This is a genomic window from Rhizobium sp. Root1204 (assembly GCF_001424965.1).
Lineage (GTDB): Bacteria > Pseudomonadota > Alphaproteobacteria > Rhizobiales > Rhizobiaceae > Pararhizobium.
The window spans coordinates 180,228-196,660 of record NZ_LMCZ01000034.1; the positions used below are offsets into that span (position 1 = coordinate 180,228).

Below are 16,433 nucleotides of genomic sequence, written 5' to 3' on the forward strand. Positions count from 1 at the left end.
TTCGTGATCAAAAAATTCAATGGCGCTCGTTGAAATTTCTATGTTTCCGGCATCACACTTTGTGACGATTCAGCAACACATTCTTTCTATAGTCTGCAACGGCCTGCTGGCTGCCGATTGTGTCTATTTCCCGCCACAAACTGGGAGCACCGATGGATTTGACAAACGTGCCGGTAAGTTTTGAGCATGCGGCGTTTGAGGTAAGATGAGTCATAGCATTTTCGAAAAAATCCATGCCTCCCCTGATGTTACGTGGCTTTGCTGCAGCTTTCGCAAGCTGCTTGAATGGTCGCAGGGGCGTGTGGTGGATGAGGCGGCCGGGGCAGGCCGCACTCTTGCCGGAAACGCTGATTACTGTTTGAAAAATGCCGGTTTGAGCGGCGCTTTCGACAGAGGCTTATCGGGACCTTTTGTGAACCGGCTCTTGGGTTTGAACGGAAGAAATAGACTATCATGCTGATACGCGGTTACCGGTCGTTGACGTTTCTTGTTTTGAGTGTAGCGCTCACGCTGACCGCTGAGAATCGCATGGCTTATGCGTTCGATCCGAATGCCGGCATCACCAAGGAATCGGGCCCTTTCGCCCTCTTCAAGTTTGGATTTTCCGCCTATAAGAATGGCCGCAAGGACGAGGCGGTTGAAGCCTACCGATACGCCGCCGAAAAGGGCCATACGGGCTCGCGCTGGGCGCTCGCCAACATGTATGCCTATGGCGATGGCGTTGCTGAAAACGATCTGGAAGCCTTCAAGATCTATAACGAGATCGCCGAGAAGGGGGTTGAGCCCGGCTCCGAGGATACTGGATATTTCGTCAATGCACTGATTTCATTGGCTGGGTACTACCGCCGCGGCATTCCCGACAGCCCTGTCAAAAGCGACCTCGGTCAAGCTCGCCAACTTTATTTTCAAGCCGCCTCCACCTTCGGTGTTCCCGAGGCGCAGTTTCAGCTTGCCAAAATGCTTCTTTCCGGTGACGGCGGCAGCGTTAATGTCCAGCAGGCGAAGAAATGGCTCAACCGTGCCCGCAAGAACGGTCACGCCGGTGCCATGGGCGTATTTGGCAATGTGATCTTCCAGGAAGGCCAAACGGCGCGTGGGCTGGCCTATATGACCGCAGCGCTTGACCAGTGTACTCCGAAGGAAAGACCCTGGCTGCAATCCCTGCAGGAGCAGGCCTTCTCGATCGCCGGAGAAGATGACCGCCGCAAGGCCGTCGCGATGGCGCATAGCATTCATCTCGACAGCGATAGCGATTGAGCCGTAGGGCTCCTTCATTCAAGCAGCAAAATTGAACTGCGCTGCCACCGGCACGTGATCGGACGGCTTCTCCCAGGCGCGCACGTGCTTCTCGATATCCGTCGAGATCAGCCGGTCGGCCGCCTCCGGCGACAGCATCAGGTGATCAATGCGGATGCCAAAGTTCTTCGGCCAGCAACCGGCCTGATAATCCCAGAATGTGTAGAGTGGCGCCGCATCCGTCGTTGAACGGACGGCGTCGGCAAAGCCCAGGTTTTCGAGCCGGCGGAAGGCCTGACGGGTGCGCGGCTGATATAGCGCGTCGTTCTGCCAGACTTTAACGTCCCAGCAATCATGCGGCTCGGCAATGACATTATAATCGCCGGCAAGAATCAAAGGCTCCTCCAGAGCAAGGCGGCTCTGCGCAAAGGCAGCCAGGCGCTCCATCCAGGATAGCTTGTAAGGATATTTCTCTGTTTCGACCGGATTGCCGTTGGGCAGATAGAGCGAGCAGACACGGATTGCCCCGTCCTTGACCGAAAACACACCCTCGATGAACCGTGACTGCTCATCGGCCGCATCGCCAGGCAGGCCGCGATTGATTTCGTCCGGCTTCAGCTTCGACAGGATGGCGACGCCGTTGAAGCCTTTTTGGCCATGCGTCTCGACATGGTAGCCCAGCGCTTCGATCTCGGCGCGGGGAAAGCCCTCATCCATTGTCTTGATTTCCTGAAGGCAGACGATGTCGGGCTGCGATTCTTTCAGCCAGGCCACGAGAACGTCGATGCGGGCCCGAACGCCATTGATGTTCCAGGTAACGATTTTCATGCGATGGACGTCCTTTTGGCTGGCGGCGCAGAGGCCTGTTCTGCTTTTAGCCGCTGCGCGTGTTTTTCACAAACCCGGTGAGGGTAAAAGACGTGTGGATGGCGGCCGAATTGCTTCCTGGTTCCGGCCCGTTATAGTTCTGCGCATGATCGATCTGCTGATAACCTACTGGCCGCATATTCTGGCGACGCTTTCCATCATCCTTGGCGTTCCTGCCGCCATTCACGCGACGATGACCAAGGACGAGGTTCGCTCGGCCCTTGGTTGGGTTGGCGTGATCCTGTTGTCGCCCATCGTCGGAGCGCTGATCTACGGGATTGCCGGCATCAATCGCATCCGCCGCTCGTCGATCGGGCAGCAGCGATCACTGTTCCGCGAGCGCGGACCGGATGCCATGGGCAAGTTCGATGTTTCCAGCACGGTCATCGCAGAGCGGTTCGGGCAGCGATTCGGTGCAATGAAGTTGCTGGGGGATCGTGTCAGCCGGCATCGCATGTGTGGCGGAAACGGCATCACGATGCTGGAGGGCGGCGATGCTGCCTATGCGATGATGCTGGAGCAGATCGGCGGTGCAACGCGCTCTGTGCTTCTCGAAACCTATATTTTCGATCGCGATCCAATCGGGTTGCGGTTCGCCGACGCCTTGATCGCCGCTGCCAGGCGCGGCGTTGCTGTACGGGTGCTCATCGATGCCGTTGGAGCGCGCTATTCGGTGCCAAGCATCGTTGGTTACCTGCAGCAAGGCGGCGTTACCGCCAAGGTTTTCAATGGCAACATCATCATGGGGCTGCGGCTGCCCTATGCCAACCTGCGCACTCACCGGAAGATTCTCATTGTTGATGGCTCCGTCGCCTTCACCGGCGGCATGAACATCCGCTCTGGTTTTACGGGCGAGTTTGCCGGCGAAGGACAGGCACGTGACACGCATTTTCGCGTCACTGGTCCCGTCGTTGCCGATCTTTTTCAGGTAGCATCCGAAGACTGGCGGTTCTCGAGCCGCGAGGCGCTGGATGGGCCGGCATGGAAAATCTCTGTTGCGCCCTCTCAGCAGAAGCCCACCATGCTGATGCGGGCCGTGCCCTCCGGGCCGGACCGCGCCAACGAATCCAACCACAAGATGATGATGGGGGCCTTTTCCGTCGCCAGACGCAACATCCGCATCATGTCACCCTATTTTCTGCCTGACCGGGAGCTGATCAGCGCATTGGTGACGGCAGCGATGCGTGGGGTTGAGGTCGATATCATCGTGCCTGCCGTCAACAACCTGGTGCTGGTGGATCGGGCGATGACGGCGCAGTTCGACCAGACACTGAAGGGCGGGTGCCGCATCTGGCGCGCCACAGGTGCGTTCAATCACTCCAAGCTGATGACGGTCGACGATCGCTGGGCCTATGCCGGCTCTTCCAATCTCGATCCGCGCTCTCTGCGGCTCAATTTCGAGATCGATCTGGAGGTGCTGGACGCCGGCTTTGCCAGCGCCGTAGGCCACAGACTACAGGGCGTGTTGAGCACCGCCCAGCCCGTGACACTGGCTGATCTGCGCGCCACGCCGTTTACGACGCGCTTGCTCAACAAGATATTCTGGTTGGGATCGCCCTATCTTTAGGGCCGCTGTCAGACCGAGAAACTTGTGCCACATCCGCAGCTTGCGACGGCATTCGGATTCTTGATCTGAAACGACTGGCCGAGCAGATTATCGACGAAATCGATTTCGGACCCGCTCATATAAACCAGTGACAGGCTGTCGATCAGAACTTTGGCCTCGCCTTTTTCCAGAACGAGATCGTCGTCATCGGCATCGCCGACCAGATCGAACTTATAGGAAAAGCCCGAACATCCGCCGCCTTCTACGGAAACGCGCATGGCCTTTTTCTCGGCATCCGATTTCAGGATCACGGCAATGCGTTTTGCCGCCGAGTCCGAGAGAGTTACGGTTTCTATTGTCATATCTACCTCCTGCCGGGGTCAAGAACCGGAGAGATTCGCTGTTTACGTCACCCGTTGCCCAAGTCGTGCCGACGGACGGGAAGGATCAATTCGCGCGGCAAGCCCTTGATTTCGTTCATCGCCAAAAGCGATGTCCACTCGGTGCTTTCCTGCAGCGCCCACTATAGGTATGAAGGCTTTAATACCGCGTCAATGGGATGCTGAACGGGAAATGACATTGGACAGACATGCGCTTGGTTTTGGTGCCGGTGAACGCGCGATTTTCGCCTCGGATCCGTGGGCCAGCCGCGGGAGGCTTTATCCCGAAACAGGCAGCCCGACGCGTTCCGATTTCCAGCGCGACCGCGACCGCATCGTTCACACCACGGCCTTCCGCCGTCTGAAGCACAAGACCCAGGTCTTCATTGCCGCCGATGGCGATCATTATCGCACCCGGCTGACCCACACGATCGAAGTTGCCCAGATCGCCCGGGCGCTGGCGCGGGCGTTGAAACTGGACGAGGATCTGGCCGAGGGCGTGGCGCTCGTCCACGATTTTGGACACACGCCGTTCGGTCATACCGGCGAAGACGCGTTGCACGAGATGCTCGCGCCCTATGGTGGTTTCGATCACAATGCCCAGTCGCTGCGGATCGTCACCAAACTCGAGCGCCGCTATGCCGAGTTCGATGGTCTCAATCTGACATGGGAGAGCCTCGAAGGGCTGGTCAAGCACAATGGGCCACTTGTGGCTGCCAACGGCGAGGGCACGCGCGGTCCGGTGCCTCAGCCCATTCGCGACTATTGCGCGCTGCACGATCTGGAACTGGCAAGTTTTGCAAGCCTCGAAGCGCAGGTGGCGGCGATTGCCGACGATATCGCCTATAACACGCATGATATTGATGACGGGTTGCGCTCCGGCTATCTCAAGTTCGAGATGCTGGAGGAAATACCGTTCCTCGCCGGGTTGATGCGTGAGGTCGGCGATCGCTACCCGGGGCTGGAAGCCAGCCGCTTCACCCATGAAATCATGCGCCGGCAAATCACCGCCATGGTTGAGGACGTGATCACCGTTGCGCAGGATAATCTGAAAGACATCCGGCCGCAGAGTGCTCCTGATGTGCGCAACGCGGGTAGGGTGATTGCGACCTTCTCAAAGGCCATGGCCGAGACGGACAAGCAGATCAAGAAGATGCTGATGACGCGGATCTACCGGCATCCGGACGTGATGCGGGTGCGCAAGGATGCTGCCCTGATCGTCACCGATCTTTACAAGGCCTTCATGGCCGATCCGCGCGAGATGCTGAAACACTACTGGATTGACCAGATCCCCGGCATGGCAGAACCGGCCAAGGCGCGCCATGTCGGCGACTATCTGGCCGGGATGACGGATACCTATGCAATCTCCGTGCACAGGCGTTTGTTTGACCATACCCCTGATTTGCGGTAGTCACCGCGCCGGTTGGCGGCAGCATCGAGCATATCGGGTTGCCGTTGATGTGAACGATAGGAACGCGGTCTCGCGCCTTTGGGCGGAGCTGAGCGGATGGGTGCCATGAATCTCTTCACTGACTTCGGATCAAGAATTAAAAACGTGCTGGAAGCGCTTGATATCGTGCGTGAAAACCGATCAGAGCTTGATTTCAGCCGAATCAGCGTGGAATCGCCGCGTGATGCGAGCCATGGCGATGTCGCGACCAACGCCGCGATGGTACTGGCCAAGCCGCTCGGTACCAACCCGCGTGCACTGGCCGACCAGATTGTCGCCAAGCTCAAGGAAGACCCGGAAGTTGCTGACGTTTCCGTCGCAGGCCCGGGCTTCATCAACGTCAAGCTTTCGATCGCGTACTGGCAGAAGCTGCTGACCGCAATGATCGGCGAAGGCACCGACTATGGCAGGAGTGCCGTCGGGGCCGGCCGCAAGGTCAATGTCGAATATGTCTCGGCCAACCCCACCGGCCCGATGCATGTCGGCCATTGCCGTGGCGCCGTCGTCGGCGACACGCTTGCCAACTTGCTTGAGTTCGCCGGCTATGAGGTCACCAAGGAATATTACATCAACGACGCGGGCTCGCAGATCGACACGCTCGCCCGCTCGGCTTTCCTGCGCTACCGCGAAGCTCTGGGCGAAAAGATCGGGGAAATCCCGGCAGGGCTCTATCCCGGCGATTATCTTGTGCCGGTCGGCGAGGCACTGGTTGCCGAGTTCGGATCGAGCCTGCGGATCATGCCGGAAGACAAATGGATGCCGCTCGTCAAGGAGCGCACCATCGCCGCAATGATGGTGATGATCCGCGAGGATTTGGCAGCACTCAACGTTCATCATGACGTGTTCTTCTCCGAGCGCACGCTGCATGCGGACGGCGCAACACGCATTCGCAACGCCATCAACGATCTGACCTTCAAGGGCCATGTCTACAAGGGCACGTTGCCGCCGCCGAAGGGGCAGTTGCCGGAAGACTGGGAAGATCGCGAGCAGACGCTGTTCCGCTCGACCGAGGTTGGCGACGATATCGATCGGCCACTGATCAAGTCGGATGGGACCTATACTTACTTCGCCGCCGACGTTGCCTATTTCAAGGACAAGTTCGATCGCGGCTTTAACGAGATGATCTATGTTCTCGGTGCCGATCACGGCGGCTACGTCAAGCGGTTGGAAGCCGTGGCGCGGGCGGTGTCCGGCGGCGCGTCGAAGCTGACCGTGTTGCTTTGTCAGCTGGTTAAGCTTTATCGCGACGGTGAGCCGGTGAAAATGTCGAAGCGGTCGGGCGATTTCGTCACGCTGCGGGATGTCGTCGAAGAGGTTGGCCGCGATTCGGTGCGGTTCATGATGATCTATCGCAAGAGTTCAGAGCCGCTCGATTTCGACTTTGCCAAGGTCACAGAACAGTCGAAGGATAACCCGGTCTTCTACGTGCAATATGCTCACGCGCGCTGCATGTCGGTTTTCCGTCAGGCGGCAGAGGCGTTTCCGGACGTTGATTTCGCGGCCGCCGATCTCGCCGGCGCTATCAAAGGCAACATCTCTGATTCGAACGAGCTGCAACTGGTTGCCAAGCTGGCAGAATATCCGCGTATTATCGAGGCAGCCGCACTGTCCCAGGAGCCTCATCGGATCGCATTTTACCTCTATGATCTTGCCAGCGCCTTCCACGCGCACTGGAATAAAGGTAAAGAGTCTCCGGAATTACGTTTTGTTAACGATAAAAATGGAGAATTGACCATTGCCAGACTTGGGCTGGTGCGTGCTGTCGCCTCGGTGTTGAAATCGGGCCTGTCTATTACAGGTACCGCTGCACCAAACGAGATGCGATAGTATTGTCACCATTTACCCACAATGCACTGGCAATGACTGGCTAGTAGTTGTGAGTGGAGCGGATGGCAGAGAAACAATTGGCACGAAGCGGGGCTGCGGATTTCAACGTTTTGGCGGACGATGATCCATTGGCAGAACTCGCCCGCATCGTCGGCTATGACAATCGGCCTGCAGTTCAACAGCTGCAGGAACTCGAGCGGCATCGTGAGATGGTAAATAGGGAATCTGTGCTTCCTGAGCCGGTTCTCGATCTCGAAGACGAACTCCTGCGCGAGTTCGATGTCTACGATGCGCCACAGGCTGCTCCAGTTGTTCATGTTGCCGAGCCGGTTAATATCGAAGAGCCTGTTTCCTTCGCGCCTTTCGATGAAGAGTATCATGCTGCTCTTTCGCAGCCCGCTGAGCAGCCTGCCGTCGAATATCAGGCCGTAGAGGTCGCTGCGCCCGTTGTCGATGTGGTCGCGCCGGCCGAAAGCATCGAGCCGATTGCTGTCGAGCAGCCGGTTTTCGAGCAGGACATTGCCTTCGAGGCGATGGTGCCTGAGCATTCCGTGGCGCAATCCTGGTCACAGGAACCGGAGGCGGTCGCCCCGGAAGCCGACATTGCCCCCGAAATCGATAATGGTTGGGCCGTCGAGCAATGGAGCGAGCCGGCTTTTGACGGTGCGGACCTGGAGCGTGAGCTGGAGCTGTCGATCAGCTACGACGAAGCGCAGCAGGCAGATATCCGTCAGGCGCCTCACTTCGAGCCGGAACAGGACTTTTCCGCAGCGGGTTTCGCAAGTGTTGCCGAGCCAATTGTTGCTGCGCCTGTGTTCGAGAGCCCGGTTGCGTTCGAAGCTGTGGACTATTCCCCACCCGAAGCCGCGCAGCCTGTTGCCGATCCTGAAGCTTTGATGCAGGCCGAGCTGCCGGAATGGCGGGATACACCGGCGCCGACATCCGGCAATATCGTTATTTCGCCTGCGGATACCCACGGCATTGATGCCCTTCTGGCCGACATCGAGCGTTTTCCCGTGCCGCCCAAGGCGGAGGTTGCGTCTCCGGTGGAGGTTGCGCGCAAAGTCAACTACCCGTTTACACCGACGTTCAGCCGTGCGACGCCCGTCGCCACGAACGGCGGCGTGTCGTCCCAGAAAGCCTATGCAACGCCGCTGGCGGCAGCCGTGGTGGCCGCACCAGTGGCCGTCGCTGTCGCTGAGGCTGCCTATCAACCGGCAGAAGCCGCCGCCGAACCGGTGGTGATCGAGGCCGCTGCAGCCCTGAAGCCGGCCGTCAACGCCGAGCCTGATTTCGATCTCGATACGTTCGAGCTGGATCTTTCCGATATCGATATCAATTTGGATGCCGATGCTCCGGCTTTTGAGCCGGCGGCACAGGAGATCCCCTTTACCGCCGCCGAACCTGTTGCAGCCGCACCAGTCGTCGCCGCTTTCACCCCGGTAGCGCCTGCGGCCTACATTCCGGAGGCTGTGGAAGAAGTTCGCGAGGAGCCGGAAAGCGCTTTGGCTTTTGATCCGGCGATGATTTCGGAAACGGAAGAGAGCCTGACGGCGATTGCCGACCTTAACGTTCCCCAATTGCCTGTTGTCGAGCAGGAGCGCCCGGCTGTTCATCACCCGGATTACGATCTTGATATCGATGCTGAAATGGCTCAGCTTTTTGCCGCTCCGGGCCGCACCGCACAGAGTGTCGACCGCAGTGCCAATGCGACGCAAGCTGCAGCACCTGTTCAATCGTCGAATGTTCGCGTCGAAGAGGATTTCGACGAGTTCGAGAAGGCGATGGAAGAGGACTTCCGCCGGTCGCTGAGCCAGCCGCAGGACAATGATCCGTCCTCCGACCGTTTGGCCGTTGGTTCCGGTTATGCCGCCAACAACGATTATGACGACGAGCGCCGCGGTTCGGGCCGCCGCCGTCTGGCGCTGCTGGCCGCAACCGTTGCCGGTCTGGCGATCTTTGGCGGCGTTGGCGTCTATGCCTTCATGGGCGGTACGGGTTCCTCGCTGTCCGGCGGCGAGCCGAAAATCATTCTGGCGGACAAGTCGCCGGTGAAGATGGTGCCGGTGGAGAAGGGCGGCAAGACCGTTCCGAACCAGGACAAGGCCGTTTATGACCGTGTTGCCGGTGCGCAGGACACGACGCCTCAGCAGGGGACCCTGGTTTCCTCCACCGAAGAACCGATTGATGTGGTTCAGCGGACGTTGACACCGGAAAATCTGCCAAATGAAGGCACTGATGATGACCTTCCCGGCGTGATGCCGGTGGACGACGATGGCAGCGCCCGGCTTCTGCCGGATGGACAGACGGCGGACAATGCCACAGCTGACGCAGAACAGTCGCCTGCTGTATCGCCGCGCAAGGTTCGCACGATGATCGTCAAGCCTGACGGGACGTTGGTAGCCCGCGAGGAGCCGGTGGCCGAGCCGCAGACAAATGTTGCTGCCAACAATGGCGAACCGCAGGTCAATGTCGTCAAGACGACAACCTTGACCAAGCCGATCGAGACCGCTTCGACGCCGAAGTCGCAGCCTGTTGTCGAACAGCTTGCCGAGCAGGGACAGAAGAGCGCACTTGCTGAGGCCGCAGACGTAACGGTTAATGAAACCGCGCCGGTCCGCCCCGTCAAGACGACGGATGTAGCCGATGCGAACCCGCTACCGCAGACGCGTCCGGCCGCAGAGCAGAAGGTTGTCGATACCTTCAAGAACGATATCGCTGCAACGCAGCCTGCTGCCGAAGGAAAGCCGGTCGAAACAGCCTCGATTGCGCCTGGTACCTATGTGATCCAGATCGCCTCGCTGCCGTCCGAAGCCGAAGCCCAGACGTCCTACAAGACGCTCTCCGGCAAGTTCGGCAGCGTGATTGGCGGCAAGGGTGTCGATATCAAGAAGGCCGAAATCGCAGGCAAGGGCACCTATTACCGGGTTCGTATTCCGGCAGGCTCCCGCGACGCCGCCAACGCGATGTGCGCACAGTACAAGAGCGCTGGCGGCAGCTGCCTCGTGACACGATAATCTGGTCGAATGACCAGCCCACAAAAGGCGCGGCCACTGGTCGCGCCTTTTTCATGTCCGAGGCTGGCCGCAAGCGTTGCGAATGCTGAGACAAGACGAGAAACCGGCTTTCGTCTTGCCAAGGGCTGCGGCTATCATACGGCATGACCGAATCAAAAGCATTCATTTCGGGCTGCAAAGGCCTGACCATCACCCCGGACGAAAAAGCCTTTTTCGCGGACGAGCGTCCGTGGGGCTTCATTTTGTTTGGACGCAATATTGGCGAAGCCAACCAGATTGCTGATCTGACGGCGTCCTTGCGCGACAGCATCGGCAATCCCGATGCGCCGGTGCTGATCGACCAGGAGGGTGGCCGCGTCCAGCGCATTCGCCCGCCGATCGTGGCGCAGTATCCGAATGGTGCGGCCATCGGCGAAATCTATCGTCGTGATCGTGAACAGGGTCTGCGCGCCGCATGGCTGATGTCGCGGCTGCATGCATTTGACCTGATGCGGTTCGGTATCACCATTGATTGCCTGCCGGTACTGGATGTGCCTATCGAAGGCAGCAGTGACGTCATTGGCAATCGCGCTTACGGCTACGATCCGCGCGCCGTTGCCGAAATCGGCGCCGCTGCGTCGGCTGGCCTCAAGGCCGGCGGCATGCTGCCTGTGATGAAGCATATGCCGGGCCATGGCCGGGCCTTTGTCGATTCGCATCATAAGCTGCCCGTGGTCGACGTTTCCTTCGATGAACTGGCCAACAGCGACTTTCTGCCGTTCGTTGCCATGAAGGACGAACTGATGGGCATGTCGGCCCATATCGTCTTCACTGCCATCGATCCGGATAATCCGGCAACGACCTCGGCGAAGGTGGTGCGGGATGTCATCCGCGGCCATATCGGTTTTGATGGTCTGTTGATGTCGGACGATGTCTCGATGAATGCGTTGGCCGGCGATATCGAGGCGCGGGCGCGCGGGATTATTGCTGCCGGGCTCGATCTGGTGTTGCATTGCCATGGCATCATGGATGAAATGCATCAGGTCGCGCGGGTCGTGCCGGTCATTTCCGGAGACAGGCTGCGCCGTGTGCAGGCTGTCGAGGCTGGCTTTGCTAAGCCCGACGCCTCGGACGAAGCAGCGCTGCGGGAAGAATTTAACGGCATGCTGGCTATAGCGTAGGAGGCATGAGCTGATTTCAGGGGCAGGGCAATCGTGAGTAACGCCGGCGACACGCAGAAGAAACCGGCGACACGGGCGCCGATGGATTCTCTGTGGCAGGATGACCCCTCCGATCGCGGCCTGCACGAGGAAGAGCTGGTCGTCGATATCGCCGGGTTTGAAGGTCCGCTCGATCTTTTGCTGCATCTTGCCCGCAATCAGCGCGTTGATCTCTCGCGTATTTCCGTGTTGGCGCTTGCCGAGCAATATATCGCCTTCATCGAGCGTGCCCGCAGCATCCGGCTTGAACTGGCGGCTGATTACCTGGTGATGGCCGCCTGGCTGGCGTTCCTCAAGTCTCGTCTGTTGATTCCCCAGCAGGCCAAGGACGAAGGCCCATCAGGCGAGGAGATGGCGTCGGCGCTGGCGTTCCGCCTCAAGCGGCTTGAAGCCATGCGCGAGGCAGCCACCCGCCTGATCAACCGCAACCGGCTCGGCCGCGACGTGTTTGCCCGTGGTGCGCCGGAACATATTCCGGTCGAAAAGAAATCGGCGTTCGAGGCTTCGCTTTACGATCTGCTCCATGCCTATGCGTCGCTGCGCCAGCGTGAGGCGGTGATGCAGGTGACGATCGAGAAGCGGCAGGTCTGGTCGCTTGCCGATGCGCGGCTCGTGCTGGCGCGGCTGATTGGCGATATGGTCGACTGGACAGCGTTGGATCATTTTCTGCTGCGCTACATGACGAGCCCGAAGGAACGCGCCACGGCAATTGCCAGTTCTTTTGCCGCCTCGTTGGAAATGGTGCGTGAAGGGCGCCTCGAAATCCGCCAGGATGGTGCCTTTGCGCCGATCTATCTCCGCCAGGGACCAAATCCGCTCACGCCCGAAGGGCTAGCGGCCATGGAGGCGGGGCGTGATTGAGCCGCAAGAGCGTCTGCCGGGGATGATTGAGGAAGAGGACGGCGCAGAGACAACCATTCCCTTGATTGATCCGCGCACTGAGCTGGAAGTCGAGCGCATCGCTGAAGCGCTGGTGTTTGCCTCTGCCCAACCGGTCTCGGAGGGCTATATCGCCGCACGCCTGCCGCAGGGAGCGGACGTTCGGCGCATCATGATGCGGCTGAAATCCATTTATGCCGGCCGTGGCGTCAACCTGTTGCAGGTCGCCGATCACTGGGCGTTCCGCACGGCCGCCGACCTTTCGTTCGTCGTGCAGACCGATGAAAACGAGGTGCGCAAGCTGTCGCGCGCTGCCCTCGAAGTTCTGGCGATCATTGCCTATCATCAGCCAGTGACGCGAGCCGAGATCGAGGATATTCGCGGCGTGCAGACGTCCAAGGGGACGCTGGATGTGCTGATGGAAGCGGGCTGGATCCGCTTTCGCGGCCGCCGCCGCACGCCGGGCAGGCCGGTGACATTCGGCAGTACGCGGGACTTTCTCGATCACTTCGGGCTGGAGGAACTGCGCGATCTCCCAGGCCTTGAGGAGTTGAAGGGGGCAGGGTTGCTGTCCGGACGCATCCCGGCAAATTTCCAGATCCCTGTGCCGCTCGGTGACGATGGGTTTGGCGAGGACGAGGATCCGATCACGCAACTCGATCTCGAAGAACTCGGCCTTCTGCCGCCATCCGGCGGGGATGGCGAGTAGAGCGGCGCTTTCGTCTCGCCCCTTACTGCTTTTCTGGTCACGTCCTCGTGACTTCGTGGCCAGAATACGCTGGAAAGTTCGGCGATTCATACAGTTGGCTGTATCTCCGCCGCAGTCTCGGTGTAAGGATTGCGCGACGGACGCCTTTCCGCTAACCAGCGAAATGGATTGCTGTTTGAAAAAGATGGTTGAGCATCTTAAATCGGGGTTACAGGCTTCAAGGGAGTAAGAATATGGGTTCCTTTAGTATCTGGCATTGGCTGATCGTTCTGGTCGTCGTTCTGCTGCTGTTCGGCCGTGGCAAGATCCCGGAACTGATGGGCGACGTTGCCAAGGGCATCAAGAGCTTCAAGAAGGGCATGACCGACGACGAGACGGCATCGGCCGACAAGACCGTCGATGGCAAGACGGTCGAACACAAATCCGACGAAGTCCGCTAATCATGCATATTGTTCAGGGCCTGACCCGTCCGGGCAGGCCCTGCCGCCTTCGGTTTTGTGGAGTTCCTGAGAATGCTTGATGTCGGCTGGACCGAGCTTGTCGTTATTGCCATCGTTCTGATCATTGTGGTTGGTCCGAAGGATCTGCCGCCGATGCTGCGAACCTTCGGCAAGATGATGACGAAGATGCGCGGCATGGCGAACGATTTCCGCCAACAATTCGACGAAGCGCTGAAGGAAGCCGACCTCGACGACGTGCGAAAGACGCTGAGCGACGCTCAAAAACTCAACCCGGCCAACACCATCCGCGAGGCGATGAACCCGCTCAGGCAGATGGGCAATGATATCAAGGCCGATCTGCAGAAGGCGACGGCGGTTGACCCCGCGCCAAAGGCGGATATCCCGCCACCCGCTTCCGTTTCAGCCGAGGCCGCAGTTCCGCAGGAGCAGCCAAAGGCTGATCCTGTTGCCGCTGCTGCAATCGCATCGGCTGCCAAGCAGATGGATCGTGCCGCCGAGGCTGAAAAGCCCAAGCCGAAACGTGTTGCCAAGCCGAAGACGGTAGCCCCTGAGCCCGCTGTTGTGTCCGCTGTAAAGACACCGGCGAAAAAGGCGAAGGTTGCTGTTTCGGCCGATGTCAAGCCGGCCGCCAGCAAGTCAGCAGCCAAGACGACGAAGAAAAAAGGTGACGCATGAGCGGCGATATCGAAGACAAGCCCCAGCCGCTGATGGCGCACCTGATCGAACTGCGCGCCCGCCTGATGTGGGCCGTCGGTGCGTTCTTCGTGGCCTTCCTCGTCTGCTTCTATTTTGCCAAGGGTATCTTCAACATTCTTGTCCAGCCCTTCAAGTGGGCGGTGGATTGGGCTGGTCTCAATCATGGTTCGGTTGAGCTGATCTACACCGCGCCGCAGGAATTTTTCTTCACCCAGATCAAGGTGGCGATGTTCAGCGCGCTGGTGATCGCGTTTCCGGTGATTGCCTCGCAGGTCTACAAATTCGTCGCGCCCGGGCTTTACAAGAACGAGCGCGCGGCTTTCCTGCCGTTTTTGATTGCATCGCCCATTCTCTTCATTCTCGGTGGTTGCCTCGTTTATTTCTTCTTCACGCCGATGGTCATGTGGTTCTTCCTGGCTATGCAGCAGGATGGCAGCAACGGACAGGTGTCGATCCAGCTTCTGCCAAAGGTGTCTGAATATCTGAGCCTGATCATGTCGCTGATCTTCGCGTTCGGCTTGGTGTTCCAGTTGCCAGTCATCACCACGCTGCTTGCGCGCGTGGGTTTTGTCACGGCGGATGGCCTGAAGGAAAAGCGGAAATATGCGATCGTCATTGCGTTCATCGCCGCCGCCATCCTGACGCCGCCGGATCCGGTGTCCCAGATCGGCCTTGCTCTGCCCGCCATCCTTCTCTACGAGATTTCCATCTACACGGCCCGACTCATCGAACGGCAACGGGCGCGCGACGCAGCTGCGCGCGAGGTTGCCGAGGCGGAGGAAAACGCCGGCTGATACGCTTGTGTATCAGCCAATGCGTTCGGGTCTCAGTTTTTACCAAGACCGATCAGGACCTGAACGACCATGCTTGATATCAAATGGATTAGGGATAATGCCGAAGCCCTGGACGCCGCCCTTGCAAAGCGCGGCGCCGAGCCCCTGTCGGCTGCACTGATTTCGCTCGATGAAAAGCGCCGCTCTCTCGTTCAGTCGCTGCAGGACATGCAGTCGCGCCGCAATGCCGCATCCAAGGAAATCGGCGCCGCGATGGCGCAGAAGAACAGCGAGCTTGCCGATAAGCTGAAGGCGGAAGTGGCCGAGTTGAAGACCACGATGCCGGCGTTGGAAGAGGAAAACCGGCTGACGGACGCCGCCCTCATCGAGGCCTTGTCCAGCATTCCGAATATTCCGCTCGACGATGTTCCGGTCGGGAGCGATGAGCACGGCAATGTGGTCAAGCACAGCCATGGCCAGAAGCCCGGCTGGAATCACCAGCCGAAAGAACATTTCGAAATCGGTGAAGAACTCGGTTGGCTCGATTTCGAAGGCGCTGCCAGGATCGCCGGTTCGCGCTTCACCATCGTCAAGGGCCAGCTGGCGCGCCTTGAGCGGGCGCTTGGCCAGTTCATGCTCGACCTGCATACCGGCGAACACGGCTATCTTGAGGTCCAGCCGCCGCTGATGACCCGCGACGAGGCCATGTATGGAACGGGGCAGCTGCCGAAGTTTTCCGAGGATCTTTTCAAGACCACGGATGGCCGCTGGCTGATCCCGACGGCAGAAGTGCCGTTGACCAATATGGTGCGCGAACAGATCCTTGAGGCCGATGCCCTGCCGCTGCGCTTTACGGCGCTGACGCCGTGCTTCCGTTCCGAGGCAGGTTCCGCTGGCCGCGATACCCGCGGCATGCTGCGCCAGCATCAGTTCAACAAGGTCGAACTCGTGTCGATTACCGATGCCGACAATTCGATTAATGAACATGAGCGCATGACGGGCTGCGCCGAGGAAGTGCTGAAGCGCCTCGGCCTGCACTATCGGGTCATGACGCTGTGCACCGGCGACATGGGCTTTGGTGCCCGCAAGACTTACGATCTGGAAGTGTGGCTGCCGGGGCAGGACGCCTATCGCGAAATCTCGTCCTGCTCGGTCTGCGGCGATTTTCAGGCCCGGCGGATGAACACCCGCTACCGGACGAAGGACGACAAGGCCCTGAGGTTCGTTCACACCCTGAACGGTTCCGGTACCGCTGTCGGCCGCGCTTTGATCGCCGTCATCGAAAACTATCTGAATGAAGACGGATCGGTAACCATCCCGGACGTATTGTTGCCCTACATGGGCGGCCTCACGAAGATCGAAAAGGCCGGTTGAGCCGCGTCTGGCGGCAGGG

14 protein-coding genes are annotated in these 16,433 nt (G+C 59.2%); 12 read left to right on the forward strand and 2 right to left on the reverse strand.

Features of this window, described 5'->3' with window-relative positions:
• The first annotated feature begins 453 nt into the window (after positions 1-453).
• A complete protein-coding gene (gene exoR, locus ASC96_RS22010; protein WP_060505233.1) occupies positions 454-1,257 on the forward strand; it encodes an exopolysaccharide production regulator ExoR in 804 nt (267 codons plus the stop codon).
• An 18-nt stretch (positions 1,258-1,275) separates the two neighbouring features.
• Here the strand turns inward: exoR and xth are convergent, their stop codons facing one another.
• Positions 1,276-2,064: an exodeoxyribonuclease III gene (gene xth, locus ASC96_RS22015; protein ID WP_060505234.1), complete on the reverse strand. Its 789-nt coding sequence runs from the start codon at positions 2,062-2,064 to the stop codon at positions 1,276-1,278.
• Between the two features lie 145 nt (positions 2,065-2,209).
• Between xth and ASC96_RS22020 the strand changes: the two genes are divergently transcribed.
• Positions 2,210-3,670: a phospholipase D-like domain-containing protein gene (locus ASC96_RS22020; protein ID WP_060505625.1), complete on the forward strand. Its 1,461-nt coding sequence runs from the start codon at positions 2,210-2,212 to the stop codon at positions 3,668-3,670.
• An 8-nt stretch (positions 3,671-3,678) separates the two neighbouring features.
• Here the strand turns inward: ASC96_RS22020 and erpA are convergent, their stop codons facing one another.
• Positions 3,679-4,011 (reverse strand): iron-sulfur cluster insertion protein ErpA, encoded by a 333-nt coding sequence (erpA, locus tag ASC96_RS22025; protein ID WP_060505235.1) that lies wholly within the window; start codon positions 4,009-4,011, stop codon positions 3,679-3,681.
• Positions 4,012-4,222: 211 nt separating this feature from the next.
• On the opposite strand from erpA, the gene ASC96_RS22030 reads away from it, so the two are divergent.
• The 10 genes from ASC96_RS22030 (at position 4,223) to serS (ending at position 16,414) form a co-directional block, all read left to right on the forward strand.
• Positions 4,223-5,440, forward strand: coding sequence for a deoxyguanosinetriphosphate triphosphohydrolase (locus ASC96_RS22030; RefSeq protein ID WP_060505236.1), 1,218 nt, complete (start codon positions 4,223-4,225; stop codon positions 5,438-5,440).
• 105 nt (positions 5,441-5,545) lie between these two features.
• Positions 5,546-7,306: an arginine--tRNA ligase gene (gene argS, locus ASC96_RS22035; protein ID WP_060505626.1), complete on the forward strand. Its 1,761-nt coding sequence runs from the start codon at positions 5,546-5,548 to the stop codon at positions 7,304-7,306.
• 62 nt (positions 7,307-7,368) lie between these two features.
• Positions 7,369-10,323, forward strand: a complete 2,955-nt coding sequence (locus tag ASC96_RS22040) for an SPOR domain-containing protein (protein WP_060505237.1) — start codon at positions 7,369-7,371, stop codon at positions 10,321-10,323.
• Between the two features lie 125 nt (positions 10,324-10,448).
• Complete coding sequence (gene nagZ / locus ASC96_RS22045; protein WP_112834675.1) at positions 10,449-11,483, forward strand: beta-N-acetylhexosaminidase; 1,035 nt, start codon at positions 10,449-10,451, stop codon at positions 11,481-11,483.
• 81 nt (positions 11,484-11,564) lie between these two features.
• On the forward strand, positions 11,565-12,383 hold the full coding sequence (locus tag ASC96_RS22050) for a ScpA family protein (RefSeq protein ID WP_060505239.1): 819 nt from the start codon (positions 11,565-11,567) through the stop codon (positions 12,381-12,383).
• The gene (gene scpB / locus ASC96_RS22055) at positions 12,376-13,110 is read left to right on the forward strand and encodes an SMC-Scp complex subunit ScpB (RefSeq protein ID WP_112834674.1); all 735 of its coding nucleotides are present in this window, start codon (positions 12,376-12,378) and stop codon (positions 13,108-13,110) included. Before ASC96_RS22050 ends, scpB begins: the two co-directional genes overlap by 8 nt.
• Positions 13,111-13,343: 233 nt before the next feature.
• Positions 13,344-13,550 carry a twin-arginine translocase TatA/TatE family subunit gene (locus ASC96_RS22060; protein ID WP_060505241.1) on the forward strand — a complete coding sequence of 69 codons (207 nt, stop codon included), beginning with the start codon at positions 13,344-13,346 and terminating at the stop codon, positions 13,548-13,550.
• Positions 13,551-13,622: 72 nt separating this feature from the next.
• Positions 13,623-14,246 (forward strand): Sec-independent protein translocase protein TatB, encoded by a 624-nt coding sequence (tatB, locus tag ASC96_RS22065; protein ID WP_060505242.1) that lies wholly within the window; start codon positions 13,623-13,625, stop codon positions 14,244-14,246.
• Positions 14,243-15,061, forward strand: coding sequence for a twin-arginine translocase subunit TatC (gene tatC, locus ASC96_RS22070; RefSeq protein ID WP_037101031.1), 819 nt, complete (start codon positions 14,243-14,245; stop codon positions 15,059-15,061). The genes tatB and tatC overlap by 4 nt, the downstream gene beginning before the upstream one ends.
• A 69-nt stretch (positions 15,062-15,130) precedes the next feature.
• Positions 15,131-16,414, forward strand: coding sequence for a serine--tRNA ligase (serS, locus tag ASC96_RS22075; protein WP_060505243.1), 1,284 nt, complete (start codon positions 15,131-15,133; stop codon positions 16,412-16,414).
• Positions 16,415-16,433: the final 19 nt, after the last annotated feature.